Here is a 19,005-nt window from a genome sequence, read left to right on the forward strand (position 1 = left end):
GGAAGATTACAAAATAAACTAAGCAAAAGCCGTGAAGAGGTTATTAAGATTCTTAGTAACACTCAACTTTCATAATGAGCTTATTATAATTCCAGTAAACAGCTTAATATGTTTAAAGGGGTTTTTAATACAAAGGAGGACGGGTACTTTTAGTCCCTGTCCTTTTTTTATTCTAATATTATGTTTCGTTTAAATAGAAAGATATGAAATCAATTGATAATTTGCAGAATCTTACCGGACAGATCTTCAATGTAACGGCTAAAATCCAGTCTTTATATCCCGAATTGTATTTTCTACTAAATGAGACTCCATTATTTATGTCACCGAACGAGAAAAATATTACAATGAAAGACTTTAAGTAATATCTTTCCTCTATTAGAATGCAGCTCATTACTTTCGAAAAAGTAAAAAATAAAAAAATGAAAACAATTAGATTATATAAATTTAAAAACTATATCACGCAGAAAATGCCTCTTCTGAAAGAAAAAAGTCTGCTTAGTTCACTTAATGATCTGATGGCAATTGATCTTCTGGATACAGAAATATTAACGGAATATACAATTGATGTTCCAGACGATTTTAATTTTGAATACCATAGCAATGAAGAATTGTTGGAATTATGCAAGGCTTCTAAAAGTTTTATTGATTATCATTTTGTAACAACTTTGAACGACTATGATGTTATCTGACTTTACCAACCAAAGTTCAATTCCCATATTGGCTTGGGTAGCCTATTTGCTACATTATTCACTAATGGGGTATTTATATTCTTTAATCCTTACATTTTTGCTTATAGGAGCTGTTTTAGCGGCGATTTATCATTCGGAAACCATTGCTTATCGTGTAAGTGAAGTTTCTCTTGAAACAATCAGCCTTGCAAGAGATATGTTTTTCGCAGCTATAATGATTATTCTTACAGGGATTATAGGTGCTTGTAATGCCGTTGGATCAATCCGTTTTATAAACAACAGATTTTATTTAGCAGGATGTAAGTACCGCAATGATACACTGTTGTGATTGTTGCATTTATACTTATTCTTCCAATTTACACGACAAGTCACAGTGAAAGAGAATATACGTCTCCACCACTGAACTGCTCTGTAACACAAGTAGATTCCGCTAAGAATATCAGTTATTAACTTTTAGTTTCAGATTAATTTTTTTCTTGGCAACCCAATCTCATATTCCAAAGGATAAGGATCACGTGATGTTTGCTTACATCTTCACGAAGACCCTGTTCCGTCTCTTTAGATTTTCCTTGTCCATCGAATACCGGGGATCAGCAATAAGTGGCATTTTGGCCATTCTTGTAATGGTCACCGTTGGAAAATGATAATACACTTCAACGGTTCCTAATAAAAGATAAATACTACCTTCCTTAAAATGAAACTTTTTCAGACTGTCTGGAAAATGTGCGGTGTCAAAATACTGTCCCTCAGCATCAATCTATGTCCCAAAATACATATCGTCTCGATGTCCATATTTATTTTTAATAGGAACTTACTTTCTCGAGATCAGTTAGGCTAGCATTTCTTGCGGTGTTTCAAAAGCGTTAACTATAGATAAAGCCTAAATAAACATCTGTTCCATATACGGTTGTCTGGAATTCGCTGAGATTAACACAAGGATTATGAATTTTAGCACTAGCCATTTTGGCTTCATGGACATAGACTTCCGTTCTGTAAAAGCCACCGCCATTATTAATGGCCGAGACCATAAACCCAATAGGTAGTACGCTTTTAAATAAAGACTCTGATAGCTTTCCACTGCATAAGAAGGAGAACGGGCTTTACAAAAAAGAATAGCTGGCGAAAGATTCGATCTGTCGATAGACCTCCGAGTGAGGGATTTTGTACCCTTTTCTCATCGCTTTATAGATAAGATTTACGCTGTGGCATCTCTGTGAATGGCCTCAAATAGGACATTGGCAAAAAAGTGGTAAAATCCTAATTTAAATTTTACGTAGTAAAGGTAAAAAAAATCTGATCAGGTTTGCAAGTAAAAAGGCTAAAAATTGTACAGGTTTTAGAATTTGGCTTCTACTTGAAGCGATGTTTTTTTTGGCTTAAACCTTCAGCTGAAAAATTAATAATCAGTTGACAAGCTTTTTAAAAGATTTACCATAGTTTTAAATAGAGATGATGAACAACTTAATTAGAACGTGCGTGCTTCAATTTCCGTAAATCTAATGATAAATCCAACATTATAACTTGGCTTCCTACAAAAGGATTGTATGACGGTTGATAATTAATATAACCAGACGCGTGCAAGTTCTTAAGGCATTTATGGTAAGTTGCTTTCGAATTGATTTTACTAATCCGCATCACTTCTTCCCGAGAAATACTGATAGGATTTCGGAACCGATTAAAATTCCAGAACTGGAATAATGCTAGATAAATACTCATATGTGTGGGTTTAAGCGTCGAATCACAGGCTACCTTTTCATAGAAACCGGTAAGATGTTTTATGTACTTCATTTTTTATTTTAATTATTTATTGCCATTTAGCATTTTTTCAATGTCTTTGTAATTATAATACAACGTTCCTCCTATACGAGTGTACGTTATAGTTCCCTCGTTGCGCAAATTTTGCAACGTGCCAGAAGAAATATTTAGGAGTTCTTTAACTTCGGAGGAACGTAACCACAGTTTTTGCTCAGAAATCTTAACATTGAACAAATTTTTAATATCCTTTAGTAGCTCGTCTTTGAATTCTTGAAGATCTTCTTTTGTGATAATGTTTACTATCATAGCCCGCTATAATTTATTTCTATAAAACTTTAGTGTAAAATTCAATATTTAATATCTATAAATCAATAGCTTTCAATAATTGTCGATCAAATAATAGTAGTAGCCATTATAATTAAACAAATGTCAACTATACGAGATTAAAATGGACAAAATAAGAAACTAAATGAAAACAATAATCCATGGTTCTTCAACCGAAAGTAAAATATATCAGCTGATAATCTTGTGGTTAAATATCTTATTTATTTTAAATAATCAAGTTTAATATTATGAGTAACTGTTAAATCATAAAATAGTCAGGATTCCAAATAATAAATAACTTGGTAGTGTAACTACAGAGTAAAAGAAGAATGAAAGTTAAATTGTATATTATATACATGTAGAAATGAATGGCTAATCCTGTCTTGTGAACATCACAGGACTATATTCAAACCAATTAATATTAGATATTGATAATATTTTGAATGTATTAAATGTTGTTTAATTTACATTCATTAAAATTGAAGCTAAAAAATATCTGTTTTTTAGCTGGGCAAATTCGGTTTGGTACTTTATCTATAAAGCAATAAAAAAAACATTGCATGGGATTATAAGGGATTAAAGTTTTAGCACAACGATTATACTTTTTCGTTGATGATTTGACCAATGAAAATGCTAAATGGAGAATCTCAATATATTTATTTCATAGCCTTTGAGCATAATTTTTTTAAACAAAATTGATAGTTTCGTAAAGCTTTAGCACAATCAGGATTGAAATAGTAGTAAATTTCAGTTATTTCAAAGTCCATTTCAGTAGCCAATTATTCCGTTTCGGTAAAGATAAAAGCCAGTTGTCGGCTTCTCGTTCATTTCTTTGTATTAATAAATATAAATAATTGAACCAGAATATTATGAAAAAATATTTTTTTCCAGCTGATTCCAAAAAACGTAAAACGGGAATCAGATTAGCAGGTATTGCCCTTACTGCATTGCTGCTAGTTTCAGCCTTTGCGTGGTCTGCAGGTCTTATCGGGCAACGTAATACGACCAGAACATTTTTAGAGAATACACCGGATTCATTTCCGGCAGGATACCGTCGGGCTCACGGCAAAGGTATTTGCTTTGAAGGCACTTTTCACGCTTCTGGAAATGCTGTGCCATTATCTATAGCACAGGTATTTGGACAGAAAGATGTTCCTGCAGTGGGTCGATTTTCTTTAGGTACCGGCAATCCGCACGCGCCGGATAATTCCAGCCGTACAGTAAGTATGGCTTTGATGCTGACATCTGCTGATGGCGAACAGTGGCGAATGAAATTGAATAATAAACCTTTTTTTGGCACTCGGGATGCCGTAGGATTTCTAAAACAAATTGAAGCTTTTAAGCCCGATCCTACAACAGGAAAACCTAATCCTGAAAAGGTTGCAGCTTTTCTTAAAGAATACCCTGAAGCAAAAAAGTCTATGGAATATGATGCCAAGGCACCCTGGACTAAAAGTTTTGCAGGCTCGGAATATTATGTTATCAATGCATTTCTTTTAATAGATTCCAACGGAAAAGAACATCCTGTTCGTTGGTCAATGCGTCCGCACGCTTCCTTTGTTTCGATGAGCGCAGAAGAACGAAAAAAGGCTGGCCCAAACTATTTATTTGATGAATTGAAAAAGCGACTGGAAAAAGCTCCTCTTTATTGGGATCTGGTATTGACTATCGCTGAACCCGGAGACCCTGTCAACGACCCCTCCCAACAATGGCCTGCAAACCGTAAACAAATCATTGCAGGGACTTTGGAAGTTAACCGTGTTTTTGATCAGGCAGAAGGTGGGTGCAGGGATATCAACTTTGATCCAACGCTTGTGCCGAAGGGAATTGCGTTGTCTGATGATCCTGTTTTAGCAGCAAGGGCAGGTATATATTCTCATTCGTACAATGACAGGGTAAGAGAAATCGGTTATGGCAAAGCGACCGATGCTGTAGGAAAACCTAAAAAAGACAACTCTCAAAACAAATAACGATGAATAATAAAAAGCTGACTCAGATGCCTCCTTCATCTTTTAATATTACGGCGCGAATCCTACATTGGCTGATGGCCGCAATGATATTAACAATGTTATTCGTGGGAGTAGGAATGATGACATCATTAACATTAAGGCCTTGGCTGCTGGATTTGCATATACCGTTGGGAGTAGCTGTACTGCTGCTGGTAATTGTCCGTTTGATCAACCGCCTGACCAGACCCGTTCCAAAGCTTCCCGGTGAAATGCCGGGCTGGCAGAAATATATGGCTACGATACTGCATTGGGTATTTTATGCGCTGATGTTTGCACTGCCTCTTTCCGGCTGGACACAGCTGTCAGCCGGTGGCTTCCCGGTGAGGCTTTACCCGGGTTTCCATCTTCCCGCGATATTAGAACAAAACCCAACTTCTTATGCCTTGTTGCACGATTCACACCGGATAATGGCTTGGGCGTTTTTCTTTATGATAGTCGGGCATCTTTCTGCGGCCTTGATTCACGGGTTTATTTACAGAGACAACATTCTGCAATCAATGATAGGGCAAAAAAAGCTAACTGATAAATCTGAGGAAATCTGTTCTGACCAATAAACTTAAGAAGGGCAAAATGCTATCGGTGTAAAAGTCTTTGTATATTTAAATTCTCTTTTTTTAATTTATAATGAATTTTAATAATATAATTCGACTTAACAATTGAGATCTATTTTATGAAGAAAGAACAAAATGCATTTTTGAATAACCGCTGGAAACGAATATTGATTGTTTGTTTTGCCTTTTTAATGATGTACCTCATTTCATTCATCATCGATCCGTTCTCTCCTTACTGGGGCAATTTTTTTAAAAGGGATTGGACGAAAGTAAGCCGGGATCTTGCAACCTCTTTTATTTTTTGCTTTATTGTATCAGAAGTGAGCATTCTCATCAGCAACAGGTTTAACCAAAGTGTTCCCTGGACCAATTATCCTGGAAAGCGTTTTACGATTGAAATATTTCTGAATCTTTTTGTAATCCTGGCAGTACAGCTGATTATTAACTTTTTCAAATCGAGGATGAATGGAAAACCTCTGACTTTTGGATTTGGTCCGGGAGGATCCGTAGAAGAGGCAAGAGGGATGATCCAGTGGCTTGTCGTTAGTACTATTATTGCACTATTTATCGTAGGAATTCATATTGGCAATTACCTGATATCAAATTGGAAAAACGAGGCATTAAAGGCTTCAGAGCTTAAGCAGGTAGCATTGGATGCTGAGTTACAGTCATTAAAACTTCAGATAGATTCACATTTTGTATTCAATAATCTGAGTGTATTGTCTGAGACCATCCTCAAAGATCAGATGCTGGGATATGCATATGCTGAAAACTTTTCCCGTATATACCGTTACCTTCTTCTAAATGCTAAAAAAGATATTATTACGCTGGAACAGGAGCTTAAATTTTTAGAGTCTTACCGATTTCTTATTGAACACCGGTTCTCTAATGGGGTACAGTTTCATATCTCTGCAGATGAGTCATCAAAAAATCTTTATATGCCGCCTCTTACCTTGCAGCTTCTTGTCGAAAATGCGTTAAAGCACAATAAAACGAACCGAAAAGAACCACTGATCGTACGCATCAGTACTGATAATGCGCAAACATTGACAGTTGAAAATAATATGCTGCCAATTGCAAAGGTTCAAGATTCTTTTGGTATAGGATTAACCAATATAAAACGTAGGTATCAATTGCTGTCAAAACGGCCGGTTGAGATCAGTAAAGCCAATAATTGTTTCAAAGTAACCATACCACTTCTTAAACTATGATGACAAGCAGGATTTTAATTATTGAAGACGAGATTCCCAATGCAGAAAGACTTGTTCGTCTGCTTGGTAAAGTACGACCAAATGCAGAGATAGTAGCTGTTATTGAAAGCGTTGCGGAAAGTGTGGAGTGGTTTAATGAAAATGAGCAGCCCGATGTTGTGATGATGGATATCAGGCTGTCTGATGGATTAAGTTTTGAAATTTTTGAAAAAGCGGAAGTCCTTTGCCCCGTTATCTTTACCACTGCATATGACGAATATGCAGTCAAGGCGTTCAGGTATAACAGTGTTTTTTATCTTTTGAAGCCTATTGAGCAGGATGAACTGAATATGGCTATAGAAAAACTCGAAGCAAAGACGATTGTAAAAATTGATCGTACATTAATGGAAACTCTTTTAACTTCTCTGAAGCCACAAGGTTACAGGAATCGTTTTCTGATATCATATAGAGATAGTTATAAGACTGTACTCGTTGATGATATAATGTACTTTTATTCAGAATTTAAAATGACGAAAGCCAGGCTGGCTAATGGTGAGGAGGAAATAATTCCGGAAACGTTGGAAGAACTGGAACAGCAACTTGATCCCAAATTATTTTTCAGAGCCAACAGGCAGTATATTATAAACATTAATTCTATTTTACAGATCAGCAATTATTTTAAGGGTAAGCTTAAAGTAAAACTAAAAAAAAGCGATGAAGCAATTATCATAAGTCGAGAAAAATCTGCACAATTTAAATCTTGGATCGGTTACTAATCAAGAGGTTGTCATTACGAAAATAATATTATAGCAATTGAGATTTTAGCTTAATAATATATTCTAATTTATTGTAAATTAAATGTTAAAATAAAGTATGGTATATAAAATATTTCCTCGTCACGTAGTCATTTAGAATTAAAATACATTGAAATTATATTGTAAAATTCTGGTAGCCACAAATTTCAATGTAGAAAAATCGAGATATAAAAAAACTTTCATACAACTGAGTTTGCGTAAGTGCACAATAACAAAATCGGTTCTTTAAATGTTCAAGCAAGTACAGTTAATTGAGTAAATTTTAAATAGACTGTTTTTTAATGATTGTCAATAGTTTCATCGCAGCCGTTTTTCCCATTTCATAGCCGTCGTTAATGATACATTCATAGGAATCGTCCAGATATTTTGGAAGAATTCCCTCCGTTATGGCAACGACTTTAGCTTTTGGGGAAGCCGTTTTTTTATTGACAAGGGAACTGTGCAGTCCGGCAAGAGTCTCATCACTCATTACAAAGTAACCGTCGAAGTCTTCATAATCAAAGATGATACTCATTTTCTCCTTTACCATATCGGCGGAATTGCAGTAGATGATCTTGCACTTTACATCTTTGTGCTTATCGATAACCTCTGAAAAATGATTTTTACGGGTTTGTGATATTTCCAGGTTTTCATCCCCGAAAATAGCAACAATATTTTTACAGCCAGCTTCTATGAGCTTTTGGGCGGCAGTTTGCGCATAAAGCCTGTTGTCAAATATCACCTCTTCAAAGACATTTTGTGGAATGGTCTTGTCGAAAATGACCAAAGGAAGTTCCAGCTCCTTAATTTTATTGAAATGGGTGAGGTCCTTTGTCTGTCTGCTGAGAGAAATCAAAATGCCGTCAACTCTAGAGTTGATGCAGGTGAGAAGGTTTTCCTCTTCCATACCCAGAGATTCTTCCGAAGAAAGCACAAAAAAGTTATAGCCTTCCGAATGTAGCACGGAGGAAATCCCTTTGATAATGGAAGGAATAAAAAACATCGAAATCTCCGGAATAATAAGGCCGATGACCTTGGATGATTTTTTTCTGAAGTTAATGGCAAAGTCATTGGGAACGTAGTTGAAAGTGTCTGCAACTTCCTTCACACGCTGTTTTACAGATGCGCTGATGTCCGGATGGTTTTTAAGTGCCCGTGACACCGTAGAGGTGCTTATATTGAGCATTTTTGCAATGTCTTTTATGGTAATTCTTTTCATTTTGGGTTAATAGAGTATATTTCTGGGGTAATTTAGGAATGATTTGTATCGTTTTGAGTGTTAAATTGTGTTAAATATAACTATTGAAAAGTTAATAAAAAGTTAAATTAAAATTTTGTTATTAACCGCAACCGTTTGCGCAATCGTTTGATATTAACGAAAAATTAATACAATATTCAAACTGCATTTTTGATAACTTAAAAAAAATACTTTTAACCCATAACAAAAAAACTTCATAAAGATATGGAATCAAAGATGTTCACTAAATTGCTGATTTTCGGTGCGATGAACACCGCGGCCTTTATGTTTTCGCAGAGTACTATAAATGACACAATATCAAGAGATAAAACAATTGATGAGGTGGTGATTACAGGAAACTCTAATCCTAAAGCATCCATCAAGACCAGTACTTCTATCTCTACATTAAAAATGAAAGATATTGAAAATGCTGCGCCCAGAACTACCGCAGAGATTTTCCGTACCATCCCGGGAATCCGTTCAGAATCTTCAGGTGGCGAAGGTAACTCTAATATTACGGTAAGAGGGGTTCCTGTTTCTGCCGGCGGTTCCAGATATTTGCTGATCCAGGAAGATGGTCTTCCGGTGATGCAGTTCGGGGATATCGCTTTCGGGACTCAGGATCAGTTTACAAGATTCGACTCGTTTGTATCGAGAGTAGAAGCACTGAGAGGAGGTTCGGCTTCGGTATTTGCGAGCAACTCTCCGGCGGGAATTATCAACTTTATCACCAAAACCGGTGAGAAAGAAGGCGGAAGCATTACCCAGCAGATGGGACTTAATTATAAAAATTACAGAACCGATTTCGATTACGGAACCAAAATAGGTGATGACACTTATATGGCAGTCGGCGGGTTCTACAGAATCGGGGACGGCCCAAGAAAAACAGGCTTCAATTCTAATAACGGCGGGCAGTTCAGAGTTTCTTTACTTAAAAAGTTTGAAAAAGGAAGCTTCAGGGTTTATGCAAAAGTTCTGGATGACAGAACGGCAGCTTACATGCCAATGCCTGTAGGCGTTACCGGAACGGATTCTGACCCGAAATGGTCTTCGCTTCCAAACTACAACATTCTTACGGGAGCTTTGCAAACCATTCACCTGCAGCACGACAGGACTTTGGGTAACGATGGTAATATCTTCAATACCGATGTATCAGACGGGATGCATTCTATGTCAAAAGTTATCGGCGCAGAATTCAATTATAATCTTGGAGAAGGCTGGAAATTTGAAGAAAAAATCAGATACGCCGCCAATGACGGACAGTTTGTGGCACCTTTTCCGGCAAGTGTGAGCAAGGGTAGCGATTTTTTCAATGCGACTAATTTCGCCAATTTCGGAAGCGCAGTCTATGCGGGAACCAACACGCCGATTGATATGAATGCGAATTACATGAAAATTGCCCTTTTCAATGTAAAGCTGAATAACTTCAACAATTTTGTGAACGATTTTAATATCAGCAAAAAATGGGATATCGTTAAGTTTAATGCAGGATTATACAAATCTTCGCAAAACATCAATATGTCCTGGATGTGGAACAACTATCTGCAGGAAGTGAGCGATAAAAATGCAAGATTAATTGATGTGAAAACTACCTCCGGACAGTACATTACAGACAACGGTCTGCTTAACTACGGAATGAAAGACTGGGGTAACCTGAAAAGAGACTACAATACCAAATATGACATTACCGCTCCGCACGCTCAGGTGGAGATCAATGCTACAGAGAAATTAACTATTGATGCAGGCGCAAGATATGACATCGGAAAAGTATCAGGCTATTTCTCCGGCGCGACAGTTACTTACACCAGCCTTGATATGAACGGGAACGGTGTTATTGATACTCCCGAGCAGATGGTTGGATCCAATGATAACATCAATGTTCCTGTAAACTACAGATACGGAATCTTCGGATATTCGGTAGGAGCCAACTATGCTCTGAGCAACAAAAATGCAGTTTTCGCAAGAGTGAGTCAGGGCGGAAGCGCATCTGCAGACAGAATCTTGTTCTCTGGTTACAATTATACCAATAATGACGATCCGGCCCTGGATGCTGTGAAAGTAAACAAGGTAAATCAGGTGGAAGCCGGTTACAAATTGAGAGGTTCAGGCTATTTCCTAAACACAACATTTTTCTACGCCGGAACAAAAGAAGCCAATTATGAAGCAACTACTCAGAGAAAAACGGAAAATAAATATCAGTCTTTCGGGGTAGAATTGGATGGTTATTATAAAATCACCCAAGGATTGGATATAAAGGCCGGCCTTACTTATACCCACGCAGAAATCAAAAATGCCATAGACCCTACTATTATCGGAAATATGCCGAGAAGAACACCAAAACTGATGTATTCCGTGAATCCTAATTTCAATGTCAGTAAGTTCAATGTAGGATTCTACCTGATTGGTGCTACCAAAGCCTTTACCCAGGATAACAACAAATTGTTAATGCCGGGTTACGCTATCGTAAATCCATATGTTTCTTATCAGGTGCTCAAAAACCTTTCCGTAAGTTTGAATGCTAATAATGTATTCAATACCATTGCGGTGACAGAGGCAGAAGAAGGTTCCATTGCCGGCGGAAACGGAATCGTGAGAGCAAGAACACTTCCGGGAGCCAGCTACAGCGTGAGTGTGAAATTTGATTTGTAGATAATTGATGACAGAGCAGAATATGATATTTTTAAAAATATTTTATTCTGCTTATACTCAACTTAGTTTTATTAATATGAATTTATTTTGAATCGATAAGGTAATACAGAAAACATTTAAGCCAAATTTTGATAGATTTTGGCTTCATATAAAAGTAAAAATTAGATATGTTTAAACAAGAAGCCATAGATATTATCAGGAAAGCAATTACGGAAGAAGGAATTTTAGCATCGGCGCAGCAAAGGGACAACTATGCCCGCGTCTGGGCAAGAGATTCTATGATGACAGGTTATGCCGGTATTTTGGTCAATGATGAAGAGATTCTGGCGGGCTTGGAACAATCTATCCGCACGCTTGCCAAACATCAGGCGGACAACGGGCAGATTCCGTCCAATGTTGTGAGCGGAAAAGCAAGCTACGGAACACACGTTGGCAGAACAGACGCCACCACTTGGTGGATTATTGTAACCTGCGAATATTTGAAAATTTATCAAAAAGATGACCTAAAACAATCTTTCGAAGAAAAAATACTGAAAGCACTGTCCTGCCTCAAAACCTGGGAATACAATCAGAAAGATCTTTTGTACAGTCCGTTAGGCGGCAACTGGGCAGACGAATATGTAACTTCCGGATACACGCTCTACGATAATGTTTTGCGCTACTGGGCGGTGAAAAATGCAGCCGAGCTTTACCAGAACTCCGAGTTGGAAATTCAGGCAACACACATCCGGAATTTGATTCAGGAAAATTTTTATAAGAACGATTCATCAGAACCAAAATACCACGAAACAGCTTACGCCAAAACCGATGCAAAACCTTATTTCTGGGCATCGCTTAATGCCAATGGCTACGATGACCGATTTGACCTGGCAGGAAATGCTTTGGCGATTCTCCTGGATTTCGAATTGGATCTCGAAGCTTTTACCGGATTTTTGGAAGGTCTTCATACAGAATTCGAACACTGGATGCTTCCCGTATTCTATCCCGTGATTTATCCCGGCGATTACGATTGGAAACTCCTGGAAAACAATTACAGTTATAGCTTCAAAAACGAACCACACCATTTTCACAATGGCGGTTCCTGGCCTATATTTTTGGGATGGCTTTGTTTGGCACTTAATAGAAAAGGATTGGCAGAGATCCCTGGAAAAATACTTTCACAGTACGAACAGTTGATGCAGGAAAAGGGTTTTCATTTCAGGGAATATTATTCCACCGATAAACTCCTGCCTCTGGGAACCGAGCAATTATGCTTTTCGGCTTCAGGATATCTGATGATGACCCTGGAAAAACAGAATTAATACATTAAGAAAGAATAAAATGATTGGAGATATAATAGAACTTAAAGAGATTCATCTGGCAACAGGTAAAGAAATATTTGAAATACTGAATACAAAATTGCCATTAAAAAGTAAACACATACTCACCATAGGAATTGCAGGAGAAAGCGGGAGCGGTAAATCTGTGACCGCTTTTGCACTTCAAAAGATTTTAAACGAAAATAACATCAAAAGTCTGGTGTGGCAGATGGATGATTATTTTAAACTTCCACCAAAGAGTAATCACGAAAATCGCCTGAAATCCATACAAAATGTAGGAATACAGGAAGTCGATTTGGCAAAGCTTTCCCAAAATATTTCCGAGTTTAAAAATGGGAAAACGGAAATAGAAAAACCTTTGGTACATTACAATGAGAATAGGATAGCCAGCGAAGAGACAGAGGTAGCAGATTACAAAGTTGTTATCGTGGAAGGCACCTACATTCTGGAAATTGATGATTTTGATTTTAAAATTTTCATCGACAGAAATTACAAAGATACCTATGAAAACAGGATGAGCAGAAACCGCGATGAAATGAGTGATTTTGTAGAACAGGTGCTGGAAATAGAACATCAGATTATTAAACAATTCAAAGCAAAAGCAGACCTCGTTCTTGGAAAGAATTACGAGCTCTTGCCGAAATAAATGATGTATTTAATAGTACTTTACCTTGTTGATTCTCACAAAGAAAAATAAATTATGACAACAAAGAAAATAATTCCGCATCTCAGTTTTTGGCAAATCTGGAATATGAATGTCGGCTTTTTCGGAATACAATACAGTTTTGGATTGCAGCAGACCGCGGTGAACCCGATATATACTTTTCTCGGAGCACACGCAGAGCAGCTTCCAATTCTAAATCTTGCCGGTCCTATTACAGGATTGCTGATTCAGCCATTAATTGGTGCCATCAGCGATAAAACCTGGAGTCCTAAATGGGGGCGCAGAAAACCGTTTTTTCTTTTGGGAGCCATTTTTTGCAGTATCTCTTTATTTTTGTTTCCTTTCAGTTCCGCTATTTGGATGGCAGTAGGATTACTTTGGATTCTGGATGCCGCCAATAATACGGCGATGGAACCTTACCGTGCTTTCATTGCAGACAAACTTCCGCACGAACAGCAGACTTTCGGATTTCAGATGCAGAGCTTGTTTGTTGGAGCCGGGATTACACTTGCTAACCTGTCATTGTTCATTTTCCAGAAATATCTCGGCGGCAATGCTTCCGGTGGTGGTATTCCTGTTTGGGTATATTATTCTTTTTTTCTGGGATCTTTCTGTTCTATAGCATCAGTGGTATGGTCGGTTTACAGAACACCTGAGATTCCTCCATCTGACGAAGAGCTTGAAGAACTCAGAAAGTTCAAGGAAGGAAGTACATTTTTTACACCATTCATAGAAATTTTTTCTGCAATACGGGATATGCCGAAATTACTCTGGCAGCTGGCTTTGGTCTATCTTTTCCAATGGTATGCGCTGTTCTGCTACTGGCAGTTCATCACGCCAATGCTCAAGCTGTCGCTATATGGAATTTCTGAAAGCGATGAGCAAAAGGCAGGCAAAATCATTGCACTGGCGAAGAGCGGAGTTTCTGTAGCAGAAAAAGATGTATCCTGGGCAAAAAACGTGCTTCACATAGTGGAAGTTGCTGTTGGACAAACCGGACTAATGAATGGCTCCTACAATATCGTAACGATGATTTCGGCCTTATTACTGGTGCCTTTTGCCAAAAAATTTACTTCCAAAAACACCTATATTTTCTGTCTTTGTATCACGGGATTTGGTATAATGACATTGCCATTCATCAAGAATGAGTATCTCATTCTGCTTCCGATGGTCGCGTTGGGAATAGGCTGGGCATCCATCATGGGACTGCCTTATTCGATGGTTTCTCCATCTATTCCATCGAAGAAGAGAGGAGTTTATATGGGCGTTATCAATATGATGATCGTAATACCGATGCTGTTACAGACTGTTTCTTTCGGATTCATTTACAAAACCTTTCTGAATGACAACCCTTCGTTGGTCATTGTTCTGACGGGATTTCTTTTCCTGATCGCTGGTGCGTGTGTGATGTTGATGAAGCCTGAAGAAAAAAAGTACGAATAGTAATTATGTAATCGAAGATCACTTAATTTTTAGATATCAAATTTACTTACTTAGAAATTATCGCAGATAGTTGGGTTTTTGAGAATTACAATTGTGTGGTATATAGTTAATAAGATAGCGATAATTATTTCCTATTTTTGTAAGTTAGTATGATAGCAATAATAAAGAAAATACCAGTAAATCTGTTGACAGAGCGCATTGTTGTTTTTCTGTGCTTATTTATTATTGCATTCTATACCCCGCAGACGCCGAATGATGTCGGAATCCTGAGAGAAGAGATCCTGGACAAGATGCAGTACGACAGTCAACAGCTGGAACCGCTGCTGAAGTATTATTCCAAAATTTCACCAGCCGACGCGCAGATTCTCCGCATTAAGTCATTATTAATCAAAGGCAATTACGAGGAAGCATTGAACAGTTTATCAGCATTAAAAAAAATTGCAACGAATGATAAAAAGTCTGAGATTTTCTTTCAATATCAATACTTGTACGCAGAACTTTGCCAGGCTTTAGGTCTAACCAGTGAGTTGAAAAACATAAGCAATGATGTTCAGAATTTTAAATTTTCAAAACAAATAATTTTTGCAGATCTGGCGATTGATAAAACCAGTTTTGAAGTATTTGCACCGTCCGAAAGAATTGCCATTCTGAAATCTGCCATTGAGAATTACAAAAAAGCAGGTAATAACAAGGCTTTGATTCAGAGCAGTATATGGCTTTCGGAATTATTGAACAAGAATAGTGCTGAATCGATGCTTGCAAGAAATTATGCCCGTGGACTAACAAACATCAATAAGTCTGGTATTTATTACGAGATTCTGGTTTTCAACTCTTTAGCTAAAATTGAATTGGAAAAGAGTAACCCAAAGGCTGCATTTGATTTACTCAAAAATTTCCAGAGTTCGGCTTCCGGTATTTCTAATATTGGACTGAAAGCAGATTTTTACAAAAATCTGGCAAAAGCTTCTGCAGGAATCAATGAATTCAATATGCTTGGTTCGGCGAATGATAATTATTTCAACATTATTCAAAACATCGAATCAAAAAAATCGGTTGCCAAAGCAATGTTGGTGAATTATATCAATAAGATGAATGAGGAAAAACTGGCAGCTCAGCAAAAGATGTTCCGGTATATCTATCTCGCAATTATTATGATTTTCATCATCGCAATAATACTGATTTGTTGGTCTATAAAGTATAAGTCCAGGCTCACAAAAAAAGTGCCTGCTAGTACAGAGGTCAAAAATTTCGTCATTCCGGATAAAACGGAAAAAAGGATTCTGAACAAGCTGGAAGAGTTTGAAAAAAATCATAAATACATCCAGAAAACGGTGTCGCTCAAAACTCTGGCGCAACAGTTCGATACCAATCCGAAGTATTTGTCCGAGGTGGTTAACAAACATAAAAACTCTAATTTTAATACCTATATCAACAATCTCAGAATCGATTATATTGTTGATAAGATCGAAGAAAATCCAGAATACAGGAAATATAAGGTAAGTTATCTTGCAGACGAGTGCGGATTCTCGTCACACAGCCTTTTTACAACGATTTTCAAAAACAGGATGAACCTTTCGCCAACAGAATTTCTCCAAAAAATAAATGGATGAGAAAATTATTGAACATACTATTGATGCTTTTCGCCTTCGCTGTATTTGGACAAAAAACGGAGCACGATAAACAGTTGGACGAAGCCGCGAATCTTATTTTTACCGATCCAAAAAAATTGGTGAGCATTTCTACGAAAATACTCCTGGAAACTAAGGATTATCCTACAAAAATTAGAGCCCTTTCCAAGTTGGTCAATGCGCAGATGGTTCTGGGAGACATCAGTCAGGTCATTAGAAATTGCAATCAGGGCATTAAGATGGCCAAGGAAAATGATGATAAAATCAATCAGGTTCGTTTTCTCTCGATGCTGGGAAACCAGTATCAGCAAATCAATATGAATGCTGACGCCAAGAGAAATCTAGACGAGGCAGAGAATTTAATCAATATAATATCGTTGCCCAAAGACCTTCTATTTATTCAAGGCAATGTCTATAATGTGAAAGGTATTGTCTTCAAAAATGAGCTCAACTGTGAGTTTGCCATAAAATATTTTGACAAGGCACTGACCGTATACGATCAGTTACCAGCTGAGGATGTGGTTGTTACAAACCGGCTTTTGATTGATATCCAGAAAGCCCATTGTTTGGAATCCATTGGGAAGACCCAAGATGCAGAAAAGCTCTACGCCGAAGTTCTGGACAGCAAAAAAGATGGATTAGGTTATAATAAATACTTTGCATCTGTGGGGCTGGTCGATATCTATTTAAAAAGAAAAGATTTGGATAGAGCTGGCCAATTACTAAAAACTATTGATGTCGATGATTTTGTTCAGTATGATGCAGAGCTTACATCTATTTATTATCGACTGATGGCTCAGGATAGTTATTTAAGAAAAAATTATAAATTATATCTTTATTATTTTGATAAATATAATCAAGTATTGTTACAAATTTCAAAATTTCAGAATGAAACAATTGAAAGGCTTGTAATTAATGATAATGCAAATTTTATCCATAAAAATAATAAAAACGTAATATGGAATTTCATAACGATTTCGATTTTAGTCATCATTTTAACTCTTTTAACTTCGTTTTTCTACCATTTTTCAATGAAAAAAACTTTTAATTGATATTGTTTCTTTTTGAAATGTAAATAATTCATTCAGAATTATTTAGATGGTCTTTTGTACTGTCATATTCAAGTATTTTTCTCAAATGTGAAAGCTTTTCTCTATTTTTTTTACGCTCATATTGATAATTTAGAAATCTAAAATGATGAGATAAAATATCTTTTAATCAATTTAATTGATAGATAATTTTTCTGAATCATTTTTAGAAACCTTATTTATTTAAAGATAATTTATTGATATGAGAAAAATCAACTTTTTAGCAATTCTTTTAGGGGGACTTTTATCCGCCCAAACTACTTTTACTCTTATAAGGGACATTTATCCCGGCCTAAACAATTCGGCCCCCTCTAATTTTATGGTGTTTAATAATAAAATGTACTTTAGTGCCACCTATGGTCAGACAGGTTCTGCCACAGGAACTGAACTTTGGGAAACGGACGGAACAGAGGCTGGTACAAAGATAGTGGCGGATATCAATCCTGGTGCACCTTCGTCATCGCCGACCAATCTTTATACCTTCGGAAACAAACTTTATTTTACAGCCGCTCTACCTGTGAATGGAGTCAGTAGTTCTGGTGTCCTGATGTCCTACGACAGTGTTGAAGGTCTTAAGACAGTTTCCACAACTGCTAAGTTTGCAACCACTTTTCTAACCAGCAACAATAAGCTTTATTTCAAGGCGACCAACAGCACAATGTCACCTAATACGCAGCGTCTTTATACTTTGGATGATAGTTTACAGCCTGTGATGGTCGATGATAATGTGACCGTGATGTTCCTCGGAAATGTGGGACAGCAGATTATCGCCAATGGCCAGTACAAAACGGCTACAAACCCAACTTGGTATCAGCTTTTCAGTTTGAACGGAAATACGCTGGATCTTTTAAAAACCATTAATTCTGCAGCTACTGCTTATCCTCAGAACTTTTATTACAGTCCCGCATTGGGAAAATCGTTTTTCTCTGCAAACGGAGGTAACGGTCCGGAACTGTGGATGTCAGACGGAACGGCAGACGGAACGGTTCAGGTCAAGGATATCAATACTACTACGGCAACGGCAGGATCCAGTGCTATAAACTTTACAGAGTATAATGGGAAAGTTTATTTTACAGCATCGGATGGTGCAACCAGTGGCAGCGAACTGTGGGTGACAGATGGCACCGAGCAGGGAACCAAGATGGTGAAGGACATCGTACCTGGTTCCACAAGTTCATTTCCTGATAAACTGACGGTTTTCAAAAATAAACTGTATTTCCTTCTGAACAATACTGGCAATGTGAGACAACTGTGGGAAACAGACGGCACGGAAGAAGGCACCAAGGTGCTTTCAACACTTCCTGCGGCATTTGGACTAGCCGTGTATAATGACAATCTGTATGCTTCCGCCAGGGTAGATGCTGCAGATCAGATCGGTGTGGAGCTTTACAAGGTCAATCTTCCCACTGAAACCCTTGCTGTAACGACTGCCTCCTCATCAAAGCTTAGTATATATCCTAATCCTTCTAATGGTGAAATTAAAATCAGCAATGTCAATGCCGGTTCGTTTGAGTTATTCGATACAACTGGTCGTGTGATCAAGGCTGGAAAATTTGACAACAGTAAAATCAATCTGAATTCAAAAGCAGGAAATTATATCCTTAAAATCACTTCTGATGACAAGAAGGTGAACGCATCTACCAAAGTTATTGTTAAATAATCAAG

General features: G+C 37.3%; 17 protein-coding genes and 1 pseudogene. 14 read left to right on the top strand and 4 right to left on the bottom strand.

What is annotated here, in order from left to right:
- Positions 1–203 precede the first annotated feature (203 nt).
- From BXY58_RS16950 to BXY58_RS11675, 3 genes are read left to right on the top strand one after another with little or no spacing between them, the layout of a single operon-like run.
- Positions 204–362 carry a hypothetical protein gene (locus BXY58_RS16950; protein WP_170144227.1) on the top strand — a complete coding sequence of 53 codons (159 nt, stop codon included), beginning with the start codon at positions 204–206 and terminating at the stop codon, positions 360–362.
- A 57-nt stretch (positions 363–419) separates the two neighbouring features.
- On the top strand, positions 420–689 hold the full coding sequence (locus tag BXY58_RS11670) for a heme oxygenase (RefSeq protein ID WP_229728446.1): 270 nt from the start codon (positions 420–422) through the stop codon (positions 687–689).
- The gene (locus BXY58_RS11675; protein WP_120214043.1) at positions 676–1,017 is read left to right on the top strand and encodes a calcium:cation antiporter; all 342 of its coding nucleotides are present in this window, start codon (positions 676–678) and stop codon (positions 1,015–1,017) included. Before BXY58_RS11670 ends, BXY58_RS11675 begins: the two co-directional genes overlap by 14 nt.
- 131 nt (positions 1,018–1,148) lie before the next feature.
- On the opposite strand, the pseudogene BXY58_RS11680 reads toward BXY58_RS11675, so the two are convergent.
- The 3 genes and pseudogenes from BXY58_RS11680 to BXY58_RS11690 form a co-directional block, all read right to left on the bottom strand.
- Positions 1,149–1,837 (bottom strand): annotated as a pseudogene (locus tag BXY58_RS11680) (DNA polymerase III subunit alpha); the annotation flags it as partial.
- Between the two features lie 313 nt (positions 1,838–2,150).
- Complete coding sequence (locus BXY58_RS11685; RefSeq protein WP_221408297.1) at positions 2,151–2,477, bottom strand: hypothetical protein; 327 nt, start codon at positions 2,475–2,477, stop codon at positions 2,151–2,153.
- 12 nt (positions 2,478–2,489) lie between these two features.
- Complete coding sequence (locus tag BXY58_RS11690) at positions 2,490–2,750, bottom strand: helix-turn-helix domain-containing protein (RefSeq protein ID WP_120214044.1); 261 nt, start codon at positions 2,748–2,750, stop codon at positions 2,490–2,492.
- Positions 2,751–3,715: 965 nt separating this feature from the next.
- On the opposite strand from BXY58_RS11690, the gene BXY58_RS11695 reads away from it, so the two are divergent.
- The 4 genes from BXY58_RS11695 (at position 3,716) to BXY58_RS11710 (ending at position 7,294) form a co-directional block, all read left to right on the top strand.
- Complete coding sequence (locus BXY58_RS11695) at positions 3,716–4,738, top strand: catalase family peroxidase (protein WP_221408298.1); 1,023 nt, start codon at positions 3,716–3,718, stop codon at positions 4,736–4,738.
- A 2-nt stretch (positions 4,739–4,740) separates the two neighbouring features.
- Positions 4,741–5,331 (top strand): cytochrome b, encoded by a 591-nt coding sequence (locus BXY58_RS11700; RefSeq protein WP_221408299.1) that lies wholly within the window; start codon positions 4,741–4,743, stop codon positions 5,329–5,331.
- Between the two features lie 188 nt (positions 5,332–5,519).
- Positions 5,520–6,539 carry a sensor histidine kinase gene (locus BXY58_RS11705; RefSeq protein ID WP_221408300.1) on the top strand — a complete coding sequence of 340 codons (1,020 nt, stop codon included), beginning with the start codon at positions 5,520–5,522 and terminating at the stop codon, positions 6,537–6,539.
- Positions 6,536–7,294 carry a LytR/AlgR family response regulator transcription factor gene (locus BXY58_RS11710; protein ID WP_221408301.1) on the top strand — a complete coding sequence of 253 codons (759 nt, stop codon included), beginning with the start codon at positions 6,536–6,538 and terminating at the stop codon, positions 7,292–7,294. The genes BXY58_RS11705 and BXY58_RS11710 overlap by 4 nt, the downstream gene beginning before the upstream one ends.
- Before the next feature lie 301 nt (positions 7,295–7,595).
- On the opposite strand, the gene BXY58_RS11715 is transcribed toward BXY58_RS11710, so the two are convergent.
- Positions 7,596–8,531: a LacI family DNA-binding transcriptional regulator gene (locus BXY58_RS11715; protein WP_120214047.1), complete on the bottom strand. Its 936-nt coding sequence runs from the start codon at positions 8,529–8,531 to the stop codon at positions 7,596–7,598.
- Positions 8,532–8,774: 243 nt separating this feature from the next.
- On the opposite strand from BXY58_RS11715, the gene BXY58_RS11720 reads away from it, so the two are divergent.
- From BXY58_RS11720 to BXY58_RS11750, 7 genes are all read left to right on the top strand, one after another.
- Entirely contained in the window at positions 8,775–11,198 is a 2,424-nt protein-coding gene (locus tag BXY58_RS11720) for a TonB-dependent receptor (protein ID WP_120214048.1), read from the top strand.
- Positions 11,199–11,365: 167 nt separating this feature from the next.
- Positions 11,366–12,499 carry a glycoside hydrolase 100 family protein gene (locus BXY58_RS11725; protein ID WP_120214049.1) on the top strand — a complete coding sequence of 378 codons (1,134 nt, stop codon included), beginning with the start codon at positions 11,366–11,368 and terminating at the stop codon, positions 12,497–12,499.
- A 19-nt stretch (positions 12,500–12,518) separates the two neighbouring features.
- Positions 12,519–13,163: a uridine kinase family protein gene (locus BXY58_RS11730; protein WP_120214050.1), complete on the top strand. Its 645-nt coding sequence runs from the start codon at positions 12,519–12,521 to the stop codon at positions 13,161–13,163.
- Positions 13,164–13,217: 54 nt separating this feature from the next.
- On the top strand, positions 13,218–14,624 hold the full coding sequence (locus BXY58_RS11735) for an MFS transporter (protein ID WP_120214051.1): 1,407 nt from the start codon (positions 13,218–13,220) through the stop codon (positions 14,622–14,624).
- 149 nt (positions 14,625–14,773) lie between these two features.
- Positions 14,774–16,234, top strand: a complete 1,461-nt coding sequence (locus tag BXY58_RS11740; protein ID WP_120214052.1) for a helix-turn-helix domain-containing protein — start codon at positions 14,774–14,776, stop codon at positions 16,232–16,234.
- On the top strand, positions 16,231–17,304 hold the full coding sequence (locus BXY58_RS11745) for a tetratricopeptide repeat protein (RefSeq protein WP_120214053.1): 1,074 nt from the start codon (positions 16,231–16,233) through the stop codon (positions 17,302–17,304). Before BXY58_RS11740 ends, BXY58_RS11745 begins: the two co-directional genes overlap by 4 nt.
- Positions 17,305–17,677: 373 nt before the next feature.
- Entirely contained in the window at positions 17,678–19,000 is a 1,323-nt protein-coding gene (locus tag BXY58_RS11750; protein WP_170144228.1) for an ELWxxDGT repeat protein, read from the top strand.
- Positions 19,001–19,005 lie beyond the last annotated feature (5 nt).

Source organism: Epilithonimonas arachidiradicis (assembly GCF_003610695.1).
GTDB lineage: Bacteria > Bacteroidota > Bacteroidia > Flavobacteriales > Weeksellaceae > Epilithonimonas > Epilithonimonas arachidiradicis.